12 protein-coding genes and 1 pseudogene are annotated in these 17,135 nt (G+C 46.9%); 4 read left to right on the top strand and 9 right to left on the bottom strand.

The window, feature by feature from the left end; translation table 11 throughout:
• Positions 1-11 precede the first annotated feature (11 nt).
• Positions 12-1,103, bottom strand: coding sequence for a D-alanine--D-alanine ligase (locus MHI32_RS03405; RefSeq protein ID WP_076130522.1), 1,092 nt, complete (start codon positions 1,101-1,103; stop codon positions 12-14).
• A 20-nt stretch (positions 1,104-1,123) separates the two neighbouring features.
• Complete coding sequence (locus MHI32_RS03400; RefSeq protein ID WP_036679850.1) at positions 1,124-2,158, bottom strand: amidase domain-containing protein; 1,035 nt, start codon at positions 2,156-2,158, stop codon at positions 1,124-1,126.
• Positions 2,159-2,608: 450 nt separating this feature from the next.
• On the opposite strand from MHI32_RS03400, the gene acnA reads away from it, so the two are divergent.
• A complete protein-coding gene (gene acnA, locus MHI32_RS03395; protein WP_038568617.1) occupies positions 2,609-5,350 on the top strand; it encodes an aconitate hydratase AcnA in 2,742 nt (913 codons plus the stop codon).
• Positions 5,351-7,237: 1,887 nt separating this feature from the next.
• Here acnA and MHI32_RS03390 read toward each other — a convergent pair.
• Positions 7,238-7,981 (bottom strand): IclR family transcriptional regulator, encoded by a 744-nt coding sequence (locus MHI32_RS03390; RefSeq protein ID WP_036676839.1) that lies wholly within the window; start codon positions 7,979-7,981, stop codon positions 7,238-7,240.
• Positions 7,982-8,276: 295 nt separating this feature from the next.
• Between MHI32_RS03390 and MHI32_RS03385 the strand changes: the two genes are divergently transcribed.
• Positions 8,277-9,317: an alpha/beta hydrolase gene (locus MHI32_RS03385; protein ID WP_139329954.1), complete on the top strand. Its 1,041-nt coding sequence runs from the start codon at positions 8,277-8,279 to the stop codon at positions 9,315-9,317.
• Here MHI32_RS03385 and MHI32_RS03380 read toward each other — a convergent pair whose 3' ends face one another.
• Entirely contained in the window at positions 9,318-10,694 is a 1,377-nt protein-coding gene (locus tag MHI32_RS03380; protein WP_340011879.1) for an MATE family efflux transporter, read from the bottom strand. It lies immediately after the preceding gene.
• Between the two features lie 255 nt (positions 10,695-10,949).
• On the opposite strand from MHI32_RS03380, the gene MHI32_RS03375 reads away from it, so the two are divergent.
• The gene (locus tag MHI32_RS03375; protein WP_076138416.1) at positions 10,950-12,128 is read left to right on the top strand and encodes a Fe-Mn family superoxide dismutase; all 1,179 of its coding nucleotides are present in this window, start codon (positions 10,950-10,952) and stop codon (positions 12,126-12,128) included.
• Between the two features lie 118 nt (positions 12,129-12,246).
• On the opposite strand, the gene folE is transcribed toward MHI32_RS03375, so the two are convergent.
• The 5 genes and pseudogenes from folE to MHI32_RS03350 all read right to left on the bottom strand — a co-directional run bounded on the left by folE (position 12,247) and on the right by MHI32_RS03350 (position 15,717).
• Positions 12,247-12,840 (bottom strand): GTP cyclohydrolase I FolE, encoded by a 594-nt coding sequence (folE, locus tag MHI32_RS03370; RefSeq protein ID WP_036676830.1) that lies wholly within the window; start codon positions 12,838-12,840, stop codon positions 12,247-12,249.
• A 45-nt stretch (positions 12,841-12,885) separates the two neighbouring features.
• The gene (locus tag MHI32_RS03365; protein ID WP_036676828.1) at positions 12,886-13,137 is read right to left on the bottom strand and encodes a YneF family protein; all 252 of its coding nucleotides are present in this window, start codon (positions 13,135-13,137) and stop codon (positions 12,886-12,888) included.
• Positions 13,138-13,308: 171 nt separating this feature from the next.
• A pseudogene (queG, locus tag MHI32_RS03360) lies at positions 13,309-14,463 on the bottom strand (tRNA epoxyqueuosine(34) reductase QueG); the annotation flags it as partial.
• 35 nt (positions 14,464-14,498) lie between these two features.
• Positions 14,499-15,107, bottom strand: coding sequence for a signal peptidase I (gene lepB / locus MHI32_RS03355; RefSeq protein WP_076101394.1), 609 nt, complete (start codon positions 15,105-15,107; stop codon positions 14,499-14,501).
• Positions 15,108-15,297: 190 nt separating this feature from the next.
• Positions 15,298-15,717 carry a GNAT family N-acetyltransferase gene (locus MHI32_RS03350; protein WP_036676822.1) on the bottom strand — a complete coding sequence of 140 codons (420 nt, stop codon included), beginning with the start codon at positions 15,715-15,717 and terminating at the stop codon, positions 15,298-15,300.
• Between the two features lie 482 nt (positions 15,718-16,199).
• On the opposite strand from MHI32_RS03350, the gene MHI32_RS03345 reads away from it, so the two are divergent.
• Complete coding sequence (locus MHI32_RS03345) at positions 16,200-16,808, top strand: superoxide dismutase (protein ID WP_076220025.1); 609 nt, start codon at positions 16,200-16,202, stop codon at positions 16,806-16,808.
• Positions 16,809-17,135 lie beyond the last annotated feature (327 nt).

Here is a 17,135-nt window from a genome sequence, read left to right as displayed (position 1 = left end):
TATAGCTTCTATTACTCGTTGTCGTACTTAAGACCTTGTTTAAAATTATAGCGCTCCAAGGCTAACTCAATCATTCGGTCTAACAGAGCTCTATAAGATACACCCGTCTCACGCCACAATAGCGGATACATGCTGTAAGGAGTGAAACCAGGCATCGTGTTCACTTCGTTAATTAGAATTTTACCATCTGATTTTCGCAAGAAGAAGTCTGCCCGGGTAATTCCACTGCCCTCAATCGCTCGAAAAGCAACTATCGCGGACTCCCGCAAACGATCGGCCACTTCAGAATCCACTGGTGCAGGAATCATCATTTGCGATTTGCCGTCCGTATATTTGGCTGCGTAATCATAATATTCACCAGAAGAAACGATTTCACCCGGAACAGAGGCTTCTGGTTCATCATTTCCAAGCACGCCAACCTCTACCTCACGCGCATCCACAAACTCCTCAATAATAACTTTGGTATCATAGCGGAAAGCAAAATCAATGGCTTTTACAAGACTATCCTTATCGGCAGCCTTAGAAATACCTACACTTGAGCCTAGATTGGCAGGCTTCACGAATACCGGATATCCCAGTTTATCCTCTACACCAACAATCAACTCATGACGTTTTCTTTTCCAAGCGCTGATGTTGAAATAACAAAACTCGCATTGATCCAGACCGGCATCAGCGAACAGCTTCTTCATGACCACCTTATCCATACCTGCCGAAGAGGCAAGAACACCAGCACCGATGTAAGGAATATTCGCCATTTCGAACAACCCTTGAATCGTTCCGTCCTCACCATACGTGCCGTGCAACAGCGGGAACATTACGTCCACTGTTTGGTCAGCACCCGATAATCCACTAAATACCACGTTCAGGGCTGTGCCCATATCTTCGGTCGCTTCTGCAAGCTTGAGCTGCTCCACTTGGCTGTAAGGAGCTGATAACTTCTCTCCAACCTTCCACAATCCCTGTTTTGAAATGTAAAAAGGTATAATCTCATATTTATCATAATCAAATGAGTTCATCACGGCAAAAGCCGTCTGTAGCGATACCTCATGTTCTCCTGATTTGCCCCCGTACACCAGCCCTACGGTTAGTTTTGCGTTCCCCATTCCCTTAACCTCTTTCTGTACTATAAGTAGTCGTTAATATGAAAAAAACGGTATTTCGTTTGATCAGTCCATGCGTAGGAATCACGATAGTCCCAATAGCGATGACGGCTGCTAACGGTACGTGCATTCACAAGCGGCATACCTCCTGCATCAAAAGCTGTGACGATTGTGCTGTGCTGATACTGCCCGTTGCCATCCCAGTCATATTGAATGATATCGCCCAGCATCAATTGCTCCGGCCGCTCCATGACTTCCGCACGCAAGCCACTGCTCCGACTTCCGCTCAAATAGCGTTGCAGACTGTCTGACACAGCCCAGCTATAGCTCCACCATTCTTGTTTGCCTTGGTAACCTTTGTACCACCAGCCCGTTTCTCTTTTACCAGTATAGTTGATAGGTGCTCCCCCTGCAAAGAGACATTGGGAGACATAATTTGTGCAATCCACCTCGAAGGTTTCGAACTCCGGATTGCCGTCTTTCCACCAGCGGTCGGCATACGCCACAGCTTCTTCACGGTTATAACGAACCTCTCTTGAACCCGCAATTTCTCCGAGAACATTCCGGTTAAGCAGGGGCTGTGATGGCAGCGGTGCCGGCAAAGCCTCTCCCCATTTGGATAGTCTGCCCGATAGCTCTACCTCTGCCCGATGAACCGTATTTCTTTCAGGGACACTTCGTTCCACACCAGCAATCTCCCAGCCCCCACCGTCCCGTACAAAGGTTAGCCGCTCCAGCTCGATAATATCCTCGCGGTGGTTAACGCCGCCTTTTTCATAATAAAGCGCACTATGCAGTGTAACCTCTGCTACTACCTCGGTCGGAGTCTGCCGGACGGTCCGCAAAGTCTTAACCCCTGTCTCTCCGCGCAAAGGAGTTATCCCACGTTCTTTATACCACTCCGCAAGACGTCTTGAACGCTCCCCTTGTTCTACCAGAAAACGCGGATCCTTAACGGATACGGAAACGGTATGCGATGATGACTTAGGCTCCACCCTGGCCTTATTCACTTGATCAACATATACATAAAGACTTTGCTTCCACTGTTGTTCCATTATACTCGCGCCCCTTCTTTCCCTTTTAACTGCTGTTCTATGTATATGAAAGGAAACAGGCCGCTATACAGATCGGTTGAATAGTTAAGGATGTTTCAGGCAAAAACTCTAACCCCAAGTCCGACATCTCAATCCAACATCGACAACGAGGACCCTATCACCTAATGACTGAGGAAGGGAAATTCAGTGTGTATTTCGCCTAATAATTAAGTAAAACCAAGGATTCCGGTGAATTCTTTCGTATTATCTCCTTTAAATGGCTCTTTTTGAGGTAAAAAGAATATCCCGAAACGATACAATATAACAATGGAAGGGTAGCTTGGCATTTTCTCAGGCATAATTCGGGCTTTAGATGTAGGAAAAAAAACTTTACTCCCCACTTTGTAACCGTTATAATTAAGCTAGAAGCAATTTGAAATTGGGTTTCATTAGACGAAACAAGGAGGCGCATATATGCCAAGCAAGGATCATTTTTCATTGGCTCGGACCCTGGAATCAGGCGGCAAATCTTATCGCTATTATGATCTGAAGTCCCTTGAGGAACAAGGATTGGGCTCTATTTCTTCCCTGCCTTTTTCGATCAAAGTCCTACTAGAGGCTGCTGTACGTCAGTTTGACGGACGGGCAATTACTGAAGAACATGTGAAACAACTGGCCGATTGGTCAGGTGACATTGACCGTAATAAAGAAATTCCATTTATCCCTGCTCGTATCGTGCTTCAGGATTTCACCGGAGTTCCGGTAGTCGTGGATCTCGCAGCTATGCGTGATACTGTAAAAAAAGCCGGAGGAGATCCTAAACAGATCAATCCGCTTGTCCCGGTTGACCTTGTAATTGACCACTCTGTCATGGTTGATGCTTTCGGTACAGCAGACGCCTTGGAATACAATATGAACGTTGAGTTCGAACGCAACGAGGAGCGTTACCGTTTCCTTCGTTGGGCACAGACAGCTTTTAACAACTTCCGTGCAGTTCCACCAGCAACAGGTATCGTGCACCAGGTAAATCTAGAGTATTTAGCTTCCGTTGCCACTACTAAAACTATCGATGGTGAAACTGTCGTTTATCCAGATTCCCTTGTAGGAACGGATTCCCATACCACGATGATCAATGGTCTGGGTGTTGTGGGCTGGGGTGTAGGCGGTATTGAGGCTGAAGCAGGAATGCTTGGACAACCGCTCTATTTTGTTACACCTGATGTAGTGGGCTTCAAGCTTACAGGCAGCCTTATCGAAGGAGCTACAGCAACGGATTTGGCACTGACAGTAACTGAAATGTTGCGTAAAAAGGGTGTAGTCGGCAAATTCGTCGAATTCTACGGACCTGGCCTTGCTAACATCAGTCTGGCTGACCGGGCAACTGTTGCCAACATGGCGCCAGAATACGGAGCAACTATCGGTTTCTTCCCTGTAGATGACGAGACACTCGCTTATCTTCGCAGCACGGGCCGTCCGGATGATCTGGTGGCGTTGGTTGAATCTTATTACAAAGCACAAGGGATGTTCCGTACCTCGGATACGCCAGACCCTGAGTTCAGCGATGTGATTGAGCTTGACTTAGCTTCTGTCGTTCCTAGCTTGGCTGGACCAAAACGTCCACAAGACCGGATCGAACTTACGCATATGAAGGAAAATTTCGAAGGTATTATCCGTACACCTGTAGACAAAGGCGGTTATGGTCTCAGCGATGAGAAAATCGCTCAAGTCGTAGAAGTACAGCACAAAAATGATACTACCAGCAAGCTCAGCACAGGCGCAGTCGTAATCGCAGCTATTACTAGCTGTACGAATACTTCCAACCCTAGCGTTATGCTTGGAGCAGGTCTTTTGGCGAAAAAAGCTGTGGAACGTGGTCTGACCAAACCAGCTTACGTTAAGAGCAGCTTGACACCAGGATCCTTGGTGGTTACTGAATACCTGCAAAAAGCAGACTTGCTGAAACCACTCGAAGCATTGGGCTTCTACTTGGCTGGTTATGGCTGTGCCACTTGTATCGGTAACTCCGGTCCATTGCCTGAAGAAGTTAGTCAAGCCATTACTGACAATGACATGACCGTAGCCGCAGTCATCTCCGGTAACCGGAACTTTGAAGGCCGCGTACATGCTCAGGTAAAAGCAAACTACTTGGCTTCACCGCCGCTCGTAGTTGCTTACGCACTGGCTGGTACAGTAAATATCGATTTGCAAACTGAGCCACTTGGATTTGATCCGCAAGGTGAGCCAGTATTCCTGAAAGATATCTGGCCAACCACTGCTGAAATTCGTGAAGCCATTGGTCTCTCCCTTAGTCCGGAGATGTTCCGTAGCAAATACGAAAATGTATTCACCGCTAACGAACGTTGGAATTCGATTCCTGTTCCGCAAGGCGAGCTGTATGAGTGGGATGATAATTCCACGTACATCCAGAATCCGCCATTCTTCGAACATCTGGCAGACGGTCTGGGAGACATTAAGGATATCAAAGATGCACGCGTTCTAGCGCTGCTTGCTGATTCCGTAACAACCGACCATATCTCACCAGCGGGTAATATCTCTACCTCTGGTCCTGCTGGCGAATATTTGCGCGATCATGGTGTAGAACGTGCAGACTTCAACTCCTACGGCTCACGCCGCGGAAATCACGAAGTCATGATGCGCGGTACGTTCGCTAACATTCGGATTCGTAACGCAGTAGCTCCTGGTACAGAAGGCGGCGTTACTACCTTCTTGCCAAGCGACGAGGTTATGTCCATCTATGATGCTTCCATGCTCTATCAGGATGCTGGACAAAATCTGATCGTCATCGCTGGTAAGGAGTACGGTACAGGAAGCTCACGTGACTGGGCGGCTAAGGGTACGCTTCTACTTGGCGTTAAAGCAGTTATCGCTGAGAGCTTTGAGCGGATTCACCGCAGCAATCTGGTCGGTATGGGTGTACTCCCACTTCAATTCCAAGAAGGCCACGGCTGGAGCAGCTTGGGACTGACAGGACGCGAGACCTTCAACATTACTGGTCTCGATAACAACGTGGCACCAAGTCAAGAGCTAACTGTCACGGCTACCCGTGAAGACGGCACACAATTCGATTTCCCTGTCATTGCACGACTCGACAGTACAGTCGATATTGATTACTATCGCAACGGCGGTATCCTGCAGACTGTTCTTCGCCAGATGCTGGCAGATGCTACAGACTCTTCCGCGGTGTCGGTAGAATAGATTTAAAGTAACTTAAAAAGGGACTGTTTCACGGCCATGAGTGGCTGTGAGCAGTCCCTTTTTTATGGGGTGGTTCCAGCAGCCAATTTGCGGCGGGTAGGGTGCTTCTGTCTGTTGTCTTTGGAATCTTCACCATTGCTGCGTGAGGCTCAGGGGACATTTAGGATTCCGCGCGCCTCAGGGGACGCCTAGGATTCCATGCTATCGGACTCAGATGACTCTATTCGCTCGATTATCCGACTTTTGGCGTGGGATCGGACTCAGATGACCCTATACGCTCGATTATCCGACTTTTGGCGCGCGATCGGACTCCATAGTCGCTATTGGCATGAAAAACATACTAAAGGTTCCCGTTTTGGTCGAATAGCTGCACTAGGGTCCGAAACTACGCCAAAATGGCTGTCAATTCGCAAATAGCGTCCCCTGAGTCCGCACGCCCAGGGGACGCTTAGGATTCCGCGCTATCGGACTCAGATGACTCTATACGCTCGATTATCCGACTTTTGGCGTGCGATCGGACTCCATAGACCCTATTGGCATGAAAAACACGCTACAGGAGCCCATTTTTGCCGAATAGCTGCACTGGGGTCCGAAACTACGCCAAAATGGCTGTCAATTCGCAAATAGCGTCCCCTGAGTCCGCACGTCTCAGGGGACGCTTAGAATTCGGCGCTATCGGACCCAGATGACCCTATACGCTCGATTATCCGACTTTTGGCGTGCGATCGGACTCCATAGTCGCTATTGGCATGAAAAACACGCTGAATGAGCCCATTTTTGCTTAATAGCTGCACTGGAGTCCGAAACTCTGCCCAAAAGGCTTTAAATGGGCAAATAGCGTCTTCTGAGTCCGGAAGCCTCAGGGGACGCTAGGATTCCATGCTATCGGACTCAGATGACCCTATTACCTCGATTATCCGACTTTTGGCGTGCGATCGGACTCCATAGTCGCTATTGGCCTAAAAAACCCGCTACAGGAGCTCATTTGGTCGAATAGCTGCACTGGAGTCCGAAACTCTGCCCAAAAGGCTTTAAATGGGCAAATAGCGTCTTCTGAGTCCGGAAGCTCAGGAAAGATCTAAATAACAACCTGAGATTACTTGTGTACGAGTTATGAGATACGTGGGTTCGTGGGTTCGTGGGTTCGTGGGTTCGTGGGTTCGTGGGTTCGTGGGTTCATGAGTTCGTGGGTTTCTGTGTTCCTAGGTTCGGTGAGTTCGTGGGTTTCTGCGTTCCTAGGTTCATGAGTTCGTGGGTTTCTGTGTTCCTAGGTTCGCGGGTTTGCACGTTCGCGGGAACCCGGGTTCCTGGGTTCGTGGGTTCGTGGGTTTCTGTGTTCCTAGGTTCGCGGGTTTGCACGTTCGCGGGAACCCAGGTTCCTGGGCTCGTGAGTTCGTGGGTTTCTGTGTTCGGTGAGTTCGTGGGTTTCTGCATTCCTAGGTTCCTGGGTTCGTGCATTCGTGGATTCTAGCCTCCCCTCTCTGTGGCTCTGCCTTTCCGCCTATCTAGACCCGGGGTTCAAACGCTCGAGCCTCAGCATTACGAGTTACTGAGGATTCCAAAGAAACGTATATTCACTGAAGCTCACCAAACCAACGCAAGGTAGGGGAGCCGTTAGCCATTAGCTAGCCGTCAGTTAGCTGTTGATTACCCATCAGTCAGCCGTCAGTTACCCATCATTCACTCATCAGCCACTCGTCAGTCAGTCATCATTCACTCATCATTCACCCATCAGTCACTCATCAGTTACCCATCATTCACCCATCAGCCATCAGCCACTTACCCACAATCGGCTAAGTCCCTCCCCAAAAACAGCAAAGCAGCGATCCTCCAGTAACGGAGAGATCGCTGCTTCGCTGTTTAACAAGGTATGTCTCAGCCAGCGAATTAAGGAATCATCATGCCCATTTCACTAGCCGCTTCCTTCAGTACCGCGGCATATTCCACTAGCGTATCTCGGGATAGGCGACTAACTGGGCCGGACAGCGATAACGCCGCGATCACATTTCCACTGCGGCCCGTAACAGGCACCGCCACCGCGGCCGCGCCGGGCTCGCGTTCCTCAAAACTGGTGGCATATCCGAGCCGGATAATGTCATTAAGCTGCTCTTGATAGACATCCTTCTCAACGTAGTCCGGCCATCCCGAACTCTCCAGCAATTCTTTCAGCACCTCTGGAGGAGCATAGGCTGCCAGCACTTTACTTGATGCGCCCACAGATAAAGGCAATCTCGCACCGATCTGCGCCACTCGCCGGATGGCCTGCTGGCTCTGAACCGCCTGAATCCGCACACGTTCTATGCCGTCGCGTAAGTATAAACTAACAGTCTCCCCTAGCCGATCCCGCAGCCGTTCCATTGACGGCAATAATACCGCGGCTGACTCATCAAAAGCAGGCAAATGCGTAGATAATTCCCAAATTCGTATACCCAAACTGTATTTCTCAGTGGCCGGATTACGAATGAGAAAGCCCTTTTCCTCCAAGGTTGCCAGCAGCCGATGGACGGTACTTTTATGTAAATCAATCTTTGAAGCGATCTCCGTCAACCCTAAATCTCTGTCCTGCGTAAAACAAAGCAATATATCAAGCGCACGTTCTACCGCACGCACTGTAAGCTTTCGGTCCTCCATGACAATCTCCCCCTCGTGTTTCATCAAATGAAACTCGGTTACATTATAACTAACTCTATCTTAGTGCAAAACTCTATGGAAAGTCCAGTATATTCACTCCGCCGGAGTTGTGCCAAAAATGTGCCGGAAAAGGTTGGGCCGCACTTTACAGTTACATTACAAAAGCGTCTAATTCATTGACTTTGTAAGGGCTTTTTCATACGATTAACATATTAAATTATCTACTGATGCTTTAGAATCATTTTTACAAATTCTTCTAGGCACTAGTACTCACATCATTCTAGGAGGGGACCATATGGATCTGGCAACTCGCCAAACCGGCACAACCGTCTCCCGTCGACCTAAACTACCTAAACAAGGCAGTTCGTCCCGGCTATCGCTGCGGATGATTCGTGTGAAGCATATTATCGTTGCACTGCTATTATCTATTTTTTTCTTCTTAGCCTTCTGCTTTGTCTCACTTCATGGCTATATCGCCTGGGTATTATCTAATCCAACGGTCGCACCTCTGTATTCCAATCCCATGCAGGCCAAAGGTCTCGCATACGAGGATGTGACGTTTCCAGCTAAAGATGGAAGTCGGATGATGAGCGGCTGGTATATTCCCTCCGAAGGGGCTACCAAAACTATCGTGTTCAGCCATGGCTATGGCGCCAACCGGGAAGAATCTTGGGTACCTATGTACGATCTCGCTCACTATGCACACAGTCTGAATTTCAATGTCGTGATGTTTGATTACGGCTTTGCTGCCCAAGGCAACAAGGATATTGCAACCGGAGGTAAAAAAGAATCCCAGCAGCTTCTAGGCGCTATTGATTTTGCTAAGGAACGTGGAGCTGAGGAGTTAGTGGTATGGGGCTTCTCCATGGGAGCAGGCACAGCACTGCAAACAGGATTAGTATCAGAGGACATTGACGCGATGATTCTGGACAGCACCTTTTTGTTAGAGCCAGATACGCTGTATCATAATATTAAGCAAAATATTGATCTGCCCCGCCAGCCTTCCCTGGCGATTATGGAAATGCTGTTCCCAGTTCTAAACGGTACGGGGCTGAATCAAATTCCTTATGCGAAGGTCAAATCCGAAGATTATCCTTTCCCTATTCTACTCATGCATGGAACCGAAGATGATAAAGCTCCTTATCCTATTGCCGAAAAGCTGGCCGCGAACCAAAGCAATCCGTTCTCAGATTCCTGGGTCGTAGAGGGCAGCCATCATGAATTGCTGTTCCGTGAGCACCCGCGTGAGTATTTGCGGCGAGTCTCTGCTTTCTTAGGAAATGTTCAACTAGCCAAAACCTACAATGGCAACCAGCCGGCGATGGCAAGTAACTAGTTAAGCACTACAATCCGCCTCTGTCCCCTGATGGGTCAGCTGCTTCAACCATTTACCACGGCGAAAACGCACGTAACCTATAACCAATCGAACAGCCTCTTCCAGGGACAGAAAGAAGTATACCCAGGGAAGAGGCTGTTTCCATCCCCATGACAACAGTAGCCCTAGAGGCACCCCAAGCAACCAAGTTGTGGAGGCTTCCATAATAAAGACGAATTTACTATCGCCACCACTCTGCAGGATCCCTCCCGCAATCATCATATTGCCCACCTTTATCCATAAAAAAAGAGCAAAAAAGCAGATAACGGAAGTGGCCATTCGGCGCTCTTCCACTGTTAAGTTAAAGGCTGAGACGTAGAGCGGGGCAAGAACAGCAATAAGAACACCAAGCAGCAATGAAATTCCTACTCCTATTCGAACAAAAAAACGAGCATACTGAAAAGCACCTGCATTATTATTCTCTCCCAGCTTATGTCCGACCATAATGCCAGCTGCACCAGAAAGCCCTGCCAGAAGCCCAATCGTCAACCCCTGCAGCGGAAAGGTCACTGTCATAGCGGTCATCTCCGCTGTGCCCATACGGCTATATATTACGGAATAACAAGCCTCCCCTAAGACCCAAACCAATTCCGTTAAAACAATAGGTGCTATCGTTCTTAAAAAAGGTATGCACAGCGCTTTCGAAAACGAACTGAGTTCCTTAATACCCCCGGCACCCGGCAGCTTTCCACGATATATGGCTCCGACAATCAAAGCACTTTCGACTATACGTGAGATTAACGTTGCATATGCCGCACCTGCAAGTCCAAGCGCTGGAAATCCCCAATGCCCAAAAATAAGCGCATAGTTTAAAATAATATTCATTCCTACAGCAGCTATGCTAACAATCATTGGATACTTTACATGTCCTGAACTTCGTAGAACCGCCGAATAGAGCATCGTCAACATCGTTGGAATATAACTGAGGGCAACGATTTTCAGAAAAATGTACCCATTCTCCAACACTTCTTTATCCGTTGTAAAAATAGACAGACATAGCCGAGGGTTAATAAAAACAAATATCGTAAATGAACCCGACAAGATCAGGCCAATTCCAAGACTTAATCCCAGTAGTGGTGTGATGCTCTTTCGGTCTTTACTCCCCCAATATTGAGCCGCGTATATAGCAAGACCCGTAGCAAGACCCGCCAGCACCACTGAAATCACGCTATAGATTTTACTAGCCATCCCAACCGAAGCGATTGCTACACCCCCAAGCTGCCCTACCATCAATTGATCTACTAAATACAGCACCGCCATGACTAGACTTTGGAGGGATATCGGTACCGCTAATTTTAACAGCTGATTATAAAATTGCTTCTTCTCAAGCTTGTTCATACCCTCATCTCATTTCTCAAAGTTTTTCTACTACCCCATAGGATTTCATTAATCGGTCCACACGACAAAAAAAGGTACACCCTCCTTTTCGCGAGGTTGTACCTTTCGGTATCATTGCCTTTATTTTCCTGTATTATTTCACCATATCAAACAGTTGTCAACGATATTATTATCGCGTTCTTATGCTCTTCATAAGCTATCATGAGCACACATATAATGGACTGATGAAGACATATCACGGGAGGTTTTCTTGGAATGTTATATGTATACGGGCCGATGCTGCCAGTACGTATTTTAGAAGAAATCGTATTCTGGAAAACACAAGAGAAAGAGCATACCGAGGTTATCAAAGCAATCGTACCTAACCTGGAGGAACCCTATGTTAAACTGCTGGATGAATGGGCAGTGGTCTTCGGTGCCACAGAGATGGCCGCTCAGCAGTTATTGAATTCTGCCCTCTCTGCTTCTCCACCAAGTCAGGCTGAACTCACTGCGGAAACAGAAAAACTGCTGCATATCTCCTGTACCCAATCCCAAGAATTTGTTCGGCAGCTTTTTGCCATTATGGAAAGTAGCGCAGCCGTCAAAGCCGTCCCCCTTGCAACCACTGTGATCCTGCATATTATTCGCGAATCAGAGTATTTCCTTGCCGTACTGCACACTCTGAGCTCGCCCGGACAGCTCACGCAAATTATGAGAGATTATACAGCAGCCGACTATGTCGTAAGAACAGAAGAGGACAATGTCACGCGGAATGAGGGACTTATTCCTTCTACAGATACTATCCTTGATATTCGTGAAATGAGTGCTGTGCCAATTGGCGGACATACGCTGCCTCCATTGCCTTATGCTTATAATGCGCTGGAACCATACATCGATGAGAAAACCATGCGGATTCATCACGATAAACACCATCAAAGTTATGTAGATGGACTAAATAAAGCAGAGAACAAGCTAGCTGAGGCTCGCAAGAAAGGAGATTTCGATCTCGTTAAGCATTGGGAGCGGGAGCTAGCCTTTAATGGGGCAGGCCACTATCTCCATACAATATTCTGGAACGTAATGTCTCCACAAGGTGGCGGGCGTCCAACTGGAGCCTTACTGGAAGCCATTGAACAAAGCTTCGGCAGCTATGACAGCTTCAAGAAACAGTTCACAGAAGCTGCGAATAAGGTTGAAGGTGGCGGCTGGGCTATTCTCGTCTGGAGTCCACGCAGTCATAGACTGGAGATTTTGACTGCGGAGAAACATCAGAACCTGTCACAATGGGACGTGGTTCCGTTACTGGCTCTGGATGTATGGGAGCATGCCTATTACCTTAAACATCAGAATAATCGGGCCGATTATATTGAGGATTGGTGGAAGGTCGTTAACTGGCCTTACGTCTCAGAACGTTATGCTGCTGCCAGTAAACTGGCCTGGAAGCCTTTTTGATATTATTTCAATTCACAGTGAACATCACTCTTATTCCCACACCCTGACCAAAAAGGACCCATCATTCACATTACGTGAACGATGGGTCCTTCCAATTTCGAGGTATGCACCCCGATATTTATTCCTTAATCAAGCTTAGAAACTCCGCACGAGCGGCGGCATCCTCACGGAAGACCCCTCTAGTAGCCATAGTTACCGTTTTGCTGCCTGGCTTCTTCACTCCGCGTGCACACATACACAGATGTTCTCCCTCCACAACAACCATAACACCGTGGGGGCCTAGCACCTCCGTCATAATATCAGCAATTTGCGCCGTAATGCGTTCTTGAACCTGTAGACGCCGGCTTACTGCTTCAACAAGCCGAGCTAATTTGCTGAGTCCAGCAATACGTCCGCTCGGAATGTATCCTATATGCACTTTACCAAAGAAAGGAGCCATGTGGTGTTCACATTGGCTGTAATAGACGATATCCTTAACGATCACTAGCTCTTCATGAGACTCATCAAAAGTAACGCCGAGCGCCTCGCGGGGATCTATCGAATAACCGCCGAATATCTCCTCGTACATCCGCGTAACACGTGCCGGTGTTTCCAGCAGTCCCTCGCGGCCGGTATCTTCACCGATTAATTCTAATATTTTCTCAACGTGATACTCGATTTGCTCACGGTTCTCTGCAACTTTACCGTTCACATATTCCTTGATGTTCCCCATGATGTCTCCCCCTTCCGCACCCGTATACATGTTATCCGGACCCGGTTACTTACTTCTACGTTTATTCCCTTTAGCTGCTCCTGGGCGCGCACCTGGCTGTCCCTGAGTCTTCATCATTTGCTGGGCACGCTGCATTTGCTTCCCGTTCAGGTTATAACCCATTTGCTTTGCAACCTTTTGCAGCATTTCAGGATCATTCTGCATGTTTGTCATTTGTTTGCGCAGATAATATACACCGATGAAAAAACCACCGATGAGACCTACGACCAATGTAATAATAGGTAATGCGATACTCATCTAAAGCCCACCTCTACACTCTATTGTCTGCATCGCCATATGGCACGCGAATCTATCATAGCATTTCGGGAACTGGACAGCAATTGGCAATATGCAACCTGTCTATGAACTTTTTCCTCCATTAATATCGCTGTCCTCCCGTGCCTTCTTCCCAGTAAGGAGCACATCCTGCGCCCGGCTTAGCATTTCCCTCACCGTGCTATCCTCCTCGCGCTCTAAACCCGCTTCTACAGCCGCTAGAGCCTCATCACCGCCAATACGTCCAAGCGCCCAAGCAGCAGTGCCCCGCATCTCTGGCCGCGGCTCTTTCAGAACAATCTCTGATAGCTTTGGCACAGCCCCGGCTTCCTTAAAATTGCCTAGGGCAATGATCGCATTTCGCTGCATCGGCTTTTTGCCTCTCCAGGCTGCTGAGCTATTGCCGAATTTCTCTTTGAACTCACGATTGCTAAGATCAAGGATCGGCAGCAGCAGCGGCTTCACAATTTCAGGATCAGGTTGCATCTGAGGGCGATGATTCCAGTTCTTACCTCTATTCTTGGGACATACAATCTGGCAAGTATCACAGCCGTATAGACGATTGCCGATCTTGGTCATATACTCCTCGCTGAGGAACCCTTTAGTCTGCGTCAAAAAAGAAATACAAGCCTGTGCGTTAAGCTGACCCGGACCCACCAGCGCTCCGGTCGGACAAGCATCAATACACTTGGTACACTCCCCGCAGCCTTCTTCAACAGGTTCATCCGGAGCAAAAGGAATGTTCGTAACCATTTCCCCAAGATAAATCCAAGATCCCCATTTGGGCGAGATGATAGAACAGTTTTTGCCGCTGAAGCCTATTCCCGCTCTTTCCGCTACCGCTCTATCTACTAGAACACCAGTGTCCACCATACTTTCCAGCACAGCCTCTGGTACACGCTCGTGAATAAATTCCTCTAGCTTACTTAAGGCTTCCCTCAGCACATGGTGATAATCCCTGCCCCAAGATGCCCGGGCGAGGATGCCTCTACGTGCACCCGGCTCAGATTTAGGAGGGTTCTCCATTTTAGAAGGGTAAGCCACTGCAATCGAAATAATAGATAACGGCTTGTCTCCAGAAGACAATGCTGGAACTGTCCTTTTATCCAGATCGGGTTCCTCGAAGCCAGATTCATATCCTTTGTCCCGGTGGTCTTGCAGTATATTTTTTAAATATAAAAAAGGTTCTGCTGTTGTAAACCCGATATCATCAATACCGAGTGATGTCGCAGCCTCCTGAATCTCTGCTTTAAGCTGTGCCCACTTGGAAGGCGGGGGAGCATACGATGACTGAAATGTATTGGTCATTTCCGCCTTCTCCTTTCATATCTTCGCTGACTTTCTTATAATCTATTCAGTTTTGACAGAGGCCACCATATATAATCAGCCCTGCCGACAATCATATCCTGTGAAATAGAGCCGAAGTAACGGCTGTCCTTGCTGGCTGAAGCATGACGGTTATCGCCCATTACAAAATAATTGCCACTTTCCACGGTTAACGCTGCAAAATCCGGATCTTCAATCTCAGTATCGATATAGGGCTCATTCACTATTTTTCCATTCACGTATAACTGATGATTCCGTACCTCTATGATATCTCCAGGTATGCCAATCACTCGCTTCACTAAATACTCCTTATGACTAGGTCCGGTACTTGGATCATGAAGAATGACAACATCACCATGCTTTGGATTTACGAAGAGCAATGAAATTTTATTAATGAAGAGCCTCTCACCCTCCCAGAGCGTTGGCTGCATAGACTGACCTTTAACCGTTGATATATTGAACACAAAAACATTAAGAACAGACATCACAGCAAAAACAATCACAGCTGTAAGCAGCCAATCCTTCATTTCCGAGACCAAACGACCGCCCAGGGTAGTCTTGGATCTGGAGGATCTATGTCTTTGTTTCCTATTTCTCGTGTAATCTACTTGGGGCTCCTGATTCAATATGTCACCTCTGTTCTCAATAATTGAAGTCTATACTTGCAGATATTATAACAATAAAAAAGCATATCTCCCAGCCATTAGCAATGGACTTCTGGAAAATACGCTCGAGTATGAATGAAACAGACTATATCGTCAGCTATAGTTCTTTTTTCTAGAAAATGTTTCCGCTTTCGCAGCTGAGTGATCAAAATTACCCAACAATGCTCAGCTTCCGGACAGATTTGAAGATTTGATTCTCGCTATATCCCATAGCTTCATACAACGGCAAAGCAAAAGAATTATGCTCATCGACGGCTACATAGATACCACTGACTTTACGAGCTTGAAACCTGGATTCCATAGCTGATACCAGACTTCTACCGACTCCTCTGCGGCGATAATCAGGATGTACAGCAATCCGGAAATAACAACCGTGGTTTTTCTCAATTGTACCAATCAGTGCTCCAACAATTTCTTCTTCATCTTCCGCAACTACAATGAGATCTGAATCCCAAGAAAGCTGCCTGGAGAAAGGCTCGATAGTGTTCTCGAAACACTCTTCCGATAATGCGGTTTGCAGCAAATCAGTCACAGGGCTAACGTCGCTTAATTGAAAGGAACGAACGTGCATTCTTTAAAATCTCCCTTGTCTATGGCTTATGAATTTAACAAAAAGAAGGGGTTCCCTTAACATAGAGAAAATAAAAAAAAGCATCAAATATCGAGGAATACCTGCTTTTAAATCTATTAAAGCACACTTTTCTCGTGATATCATCATTTTTCTTTTGAAAGCGCTTAATATCAAGCGTTTACATTTCGGATGGGGTTCATTTCTTCATTAAAAGGGTATTAATAAGGATATATGTCTATAGGTTAGGGACTATTTATTTTAACATTCTAAATACAATTGTAAAACCCTTTCCCTCTCCAATTATACTTTATAAACATTTATGTTTGTTTAGTGTTGCATTATTGGTCTAGATACGGTTTAATTAAAGTATCCTATTGGGCGAAACCCTATAGTACATATTTACAATAAAGGATTTTGACGTTAGTTCGCCAGAATTCTTTATCTATAACAAAATTCTAATATAACTCAGGAGGGATTTTTCCATGGCATTTCAATTACCGGCACTTCCTTATCCGAACAACGCACTCGAACCACACATCGACGCATTGACGATGGAAATTCACCATGACAGACACCATAACACATATGTAACTAATCTGAATGCAGCTTTGGAAAAAGCACCTGAATTGCAAAGCAAAAGCATTGAAGAGCTTCTTACAGATCTGAACGCTGTACCTGAAGCTATCCGTACTGCTGTTCGCAACAATGGTGGCGGACACGCTAACCACACTTTGTTCTGGGAAGTTATCGGACCAAACGGCGGCGGCGCACCAACTGGCGCATTGGCTGAAGCTATCGATAAAGAACTGGGCGGATTCGAAAAATTCAAAGAAGATTTCGCAGCAGCAGCAACTACTCGTTTCGGCAGCGGCTGGGCTTGGCTAGTTGTTAAAGATGGCAAACTGGCAGTAACAAGCACACCTAACCAAGACAACCCAATCAGCGAAGGCGCTACTCCAATCCTCGGACTGGATGTATGGGAGCACGCTTACTACCTGAACTACCAAAACAAACGCCCTGATTACATCAAAGCGTTCTGGAACGTAGTAAACTGGGAAGAAGTTAGCAAACGTTACGAAAGCGCAAAATAAGAAATTCCATTTGGCTTATGCCATTTAACTAAAAAAGAAGGTATCTCAGAGCCGAATAGGCTAAGGGATACCTTCTTTGTTTAGGTTGGAGATATAGAGAGATAAAGATAAAGATTGATTGATTGAGATCCTCCCAGACACCGCATTTCACGCCCCTTGCGTCGCTTAAATGGATGCGCTGGATCGGTATAGATCAGAATAGATCGGTATAGATGAGAATAAATCGGAAGAGATCGCAATAAATCGCAATAAATCTATACTCGGCTTACGAGAATCTGCGTTTGGAGTCGCTGAGCAATAGATTAGGGAATAACTCCCTAAAATTCT

This window comes from Paenibacillus sp. FSL H7-0690 (genome assembly GCF_037980415.1).
Lineage (GTDB): Bacteria > Bacillota > Bacilli > Paenibacillales > Paenibacillaceae > Paenibacillus_AQ > Paenibacillus_AQ odorifer.
This window is presented reverse-complemented; position numbering and strand designations above follow the sequence as displayed.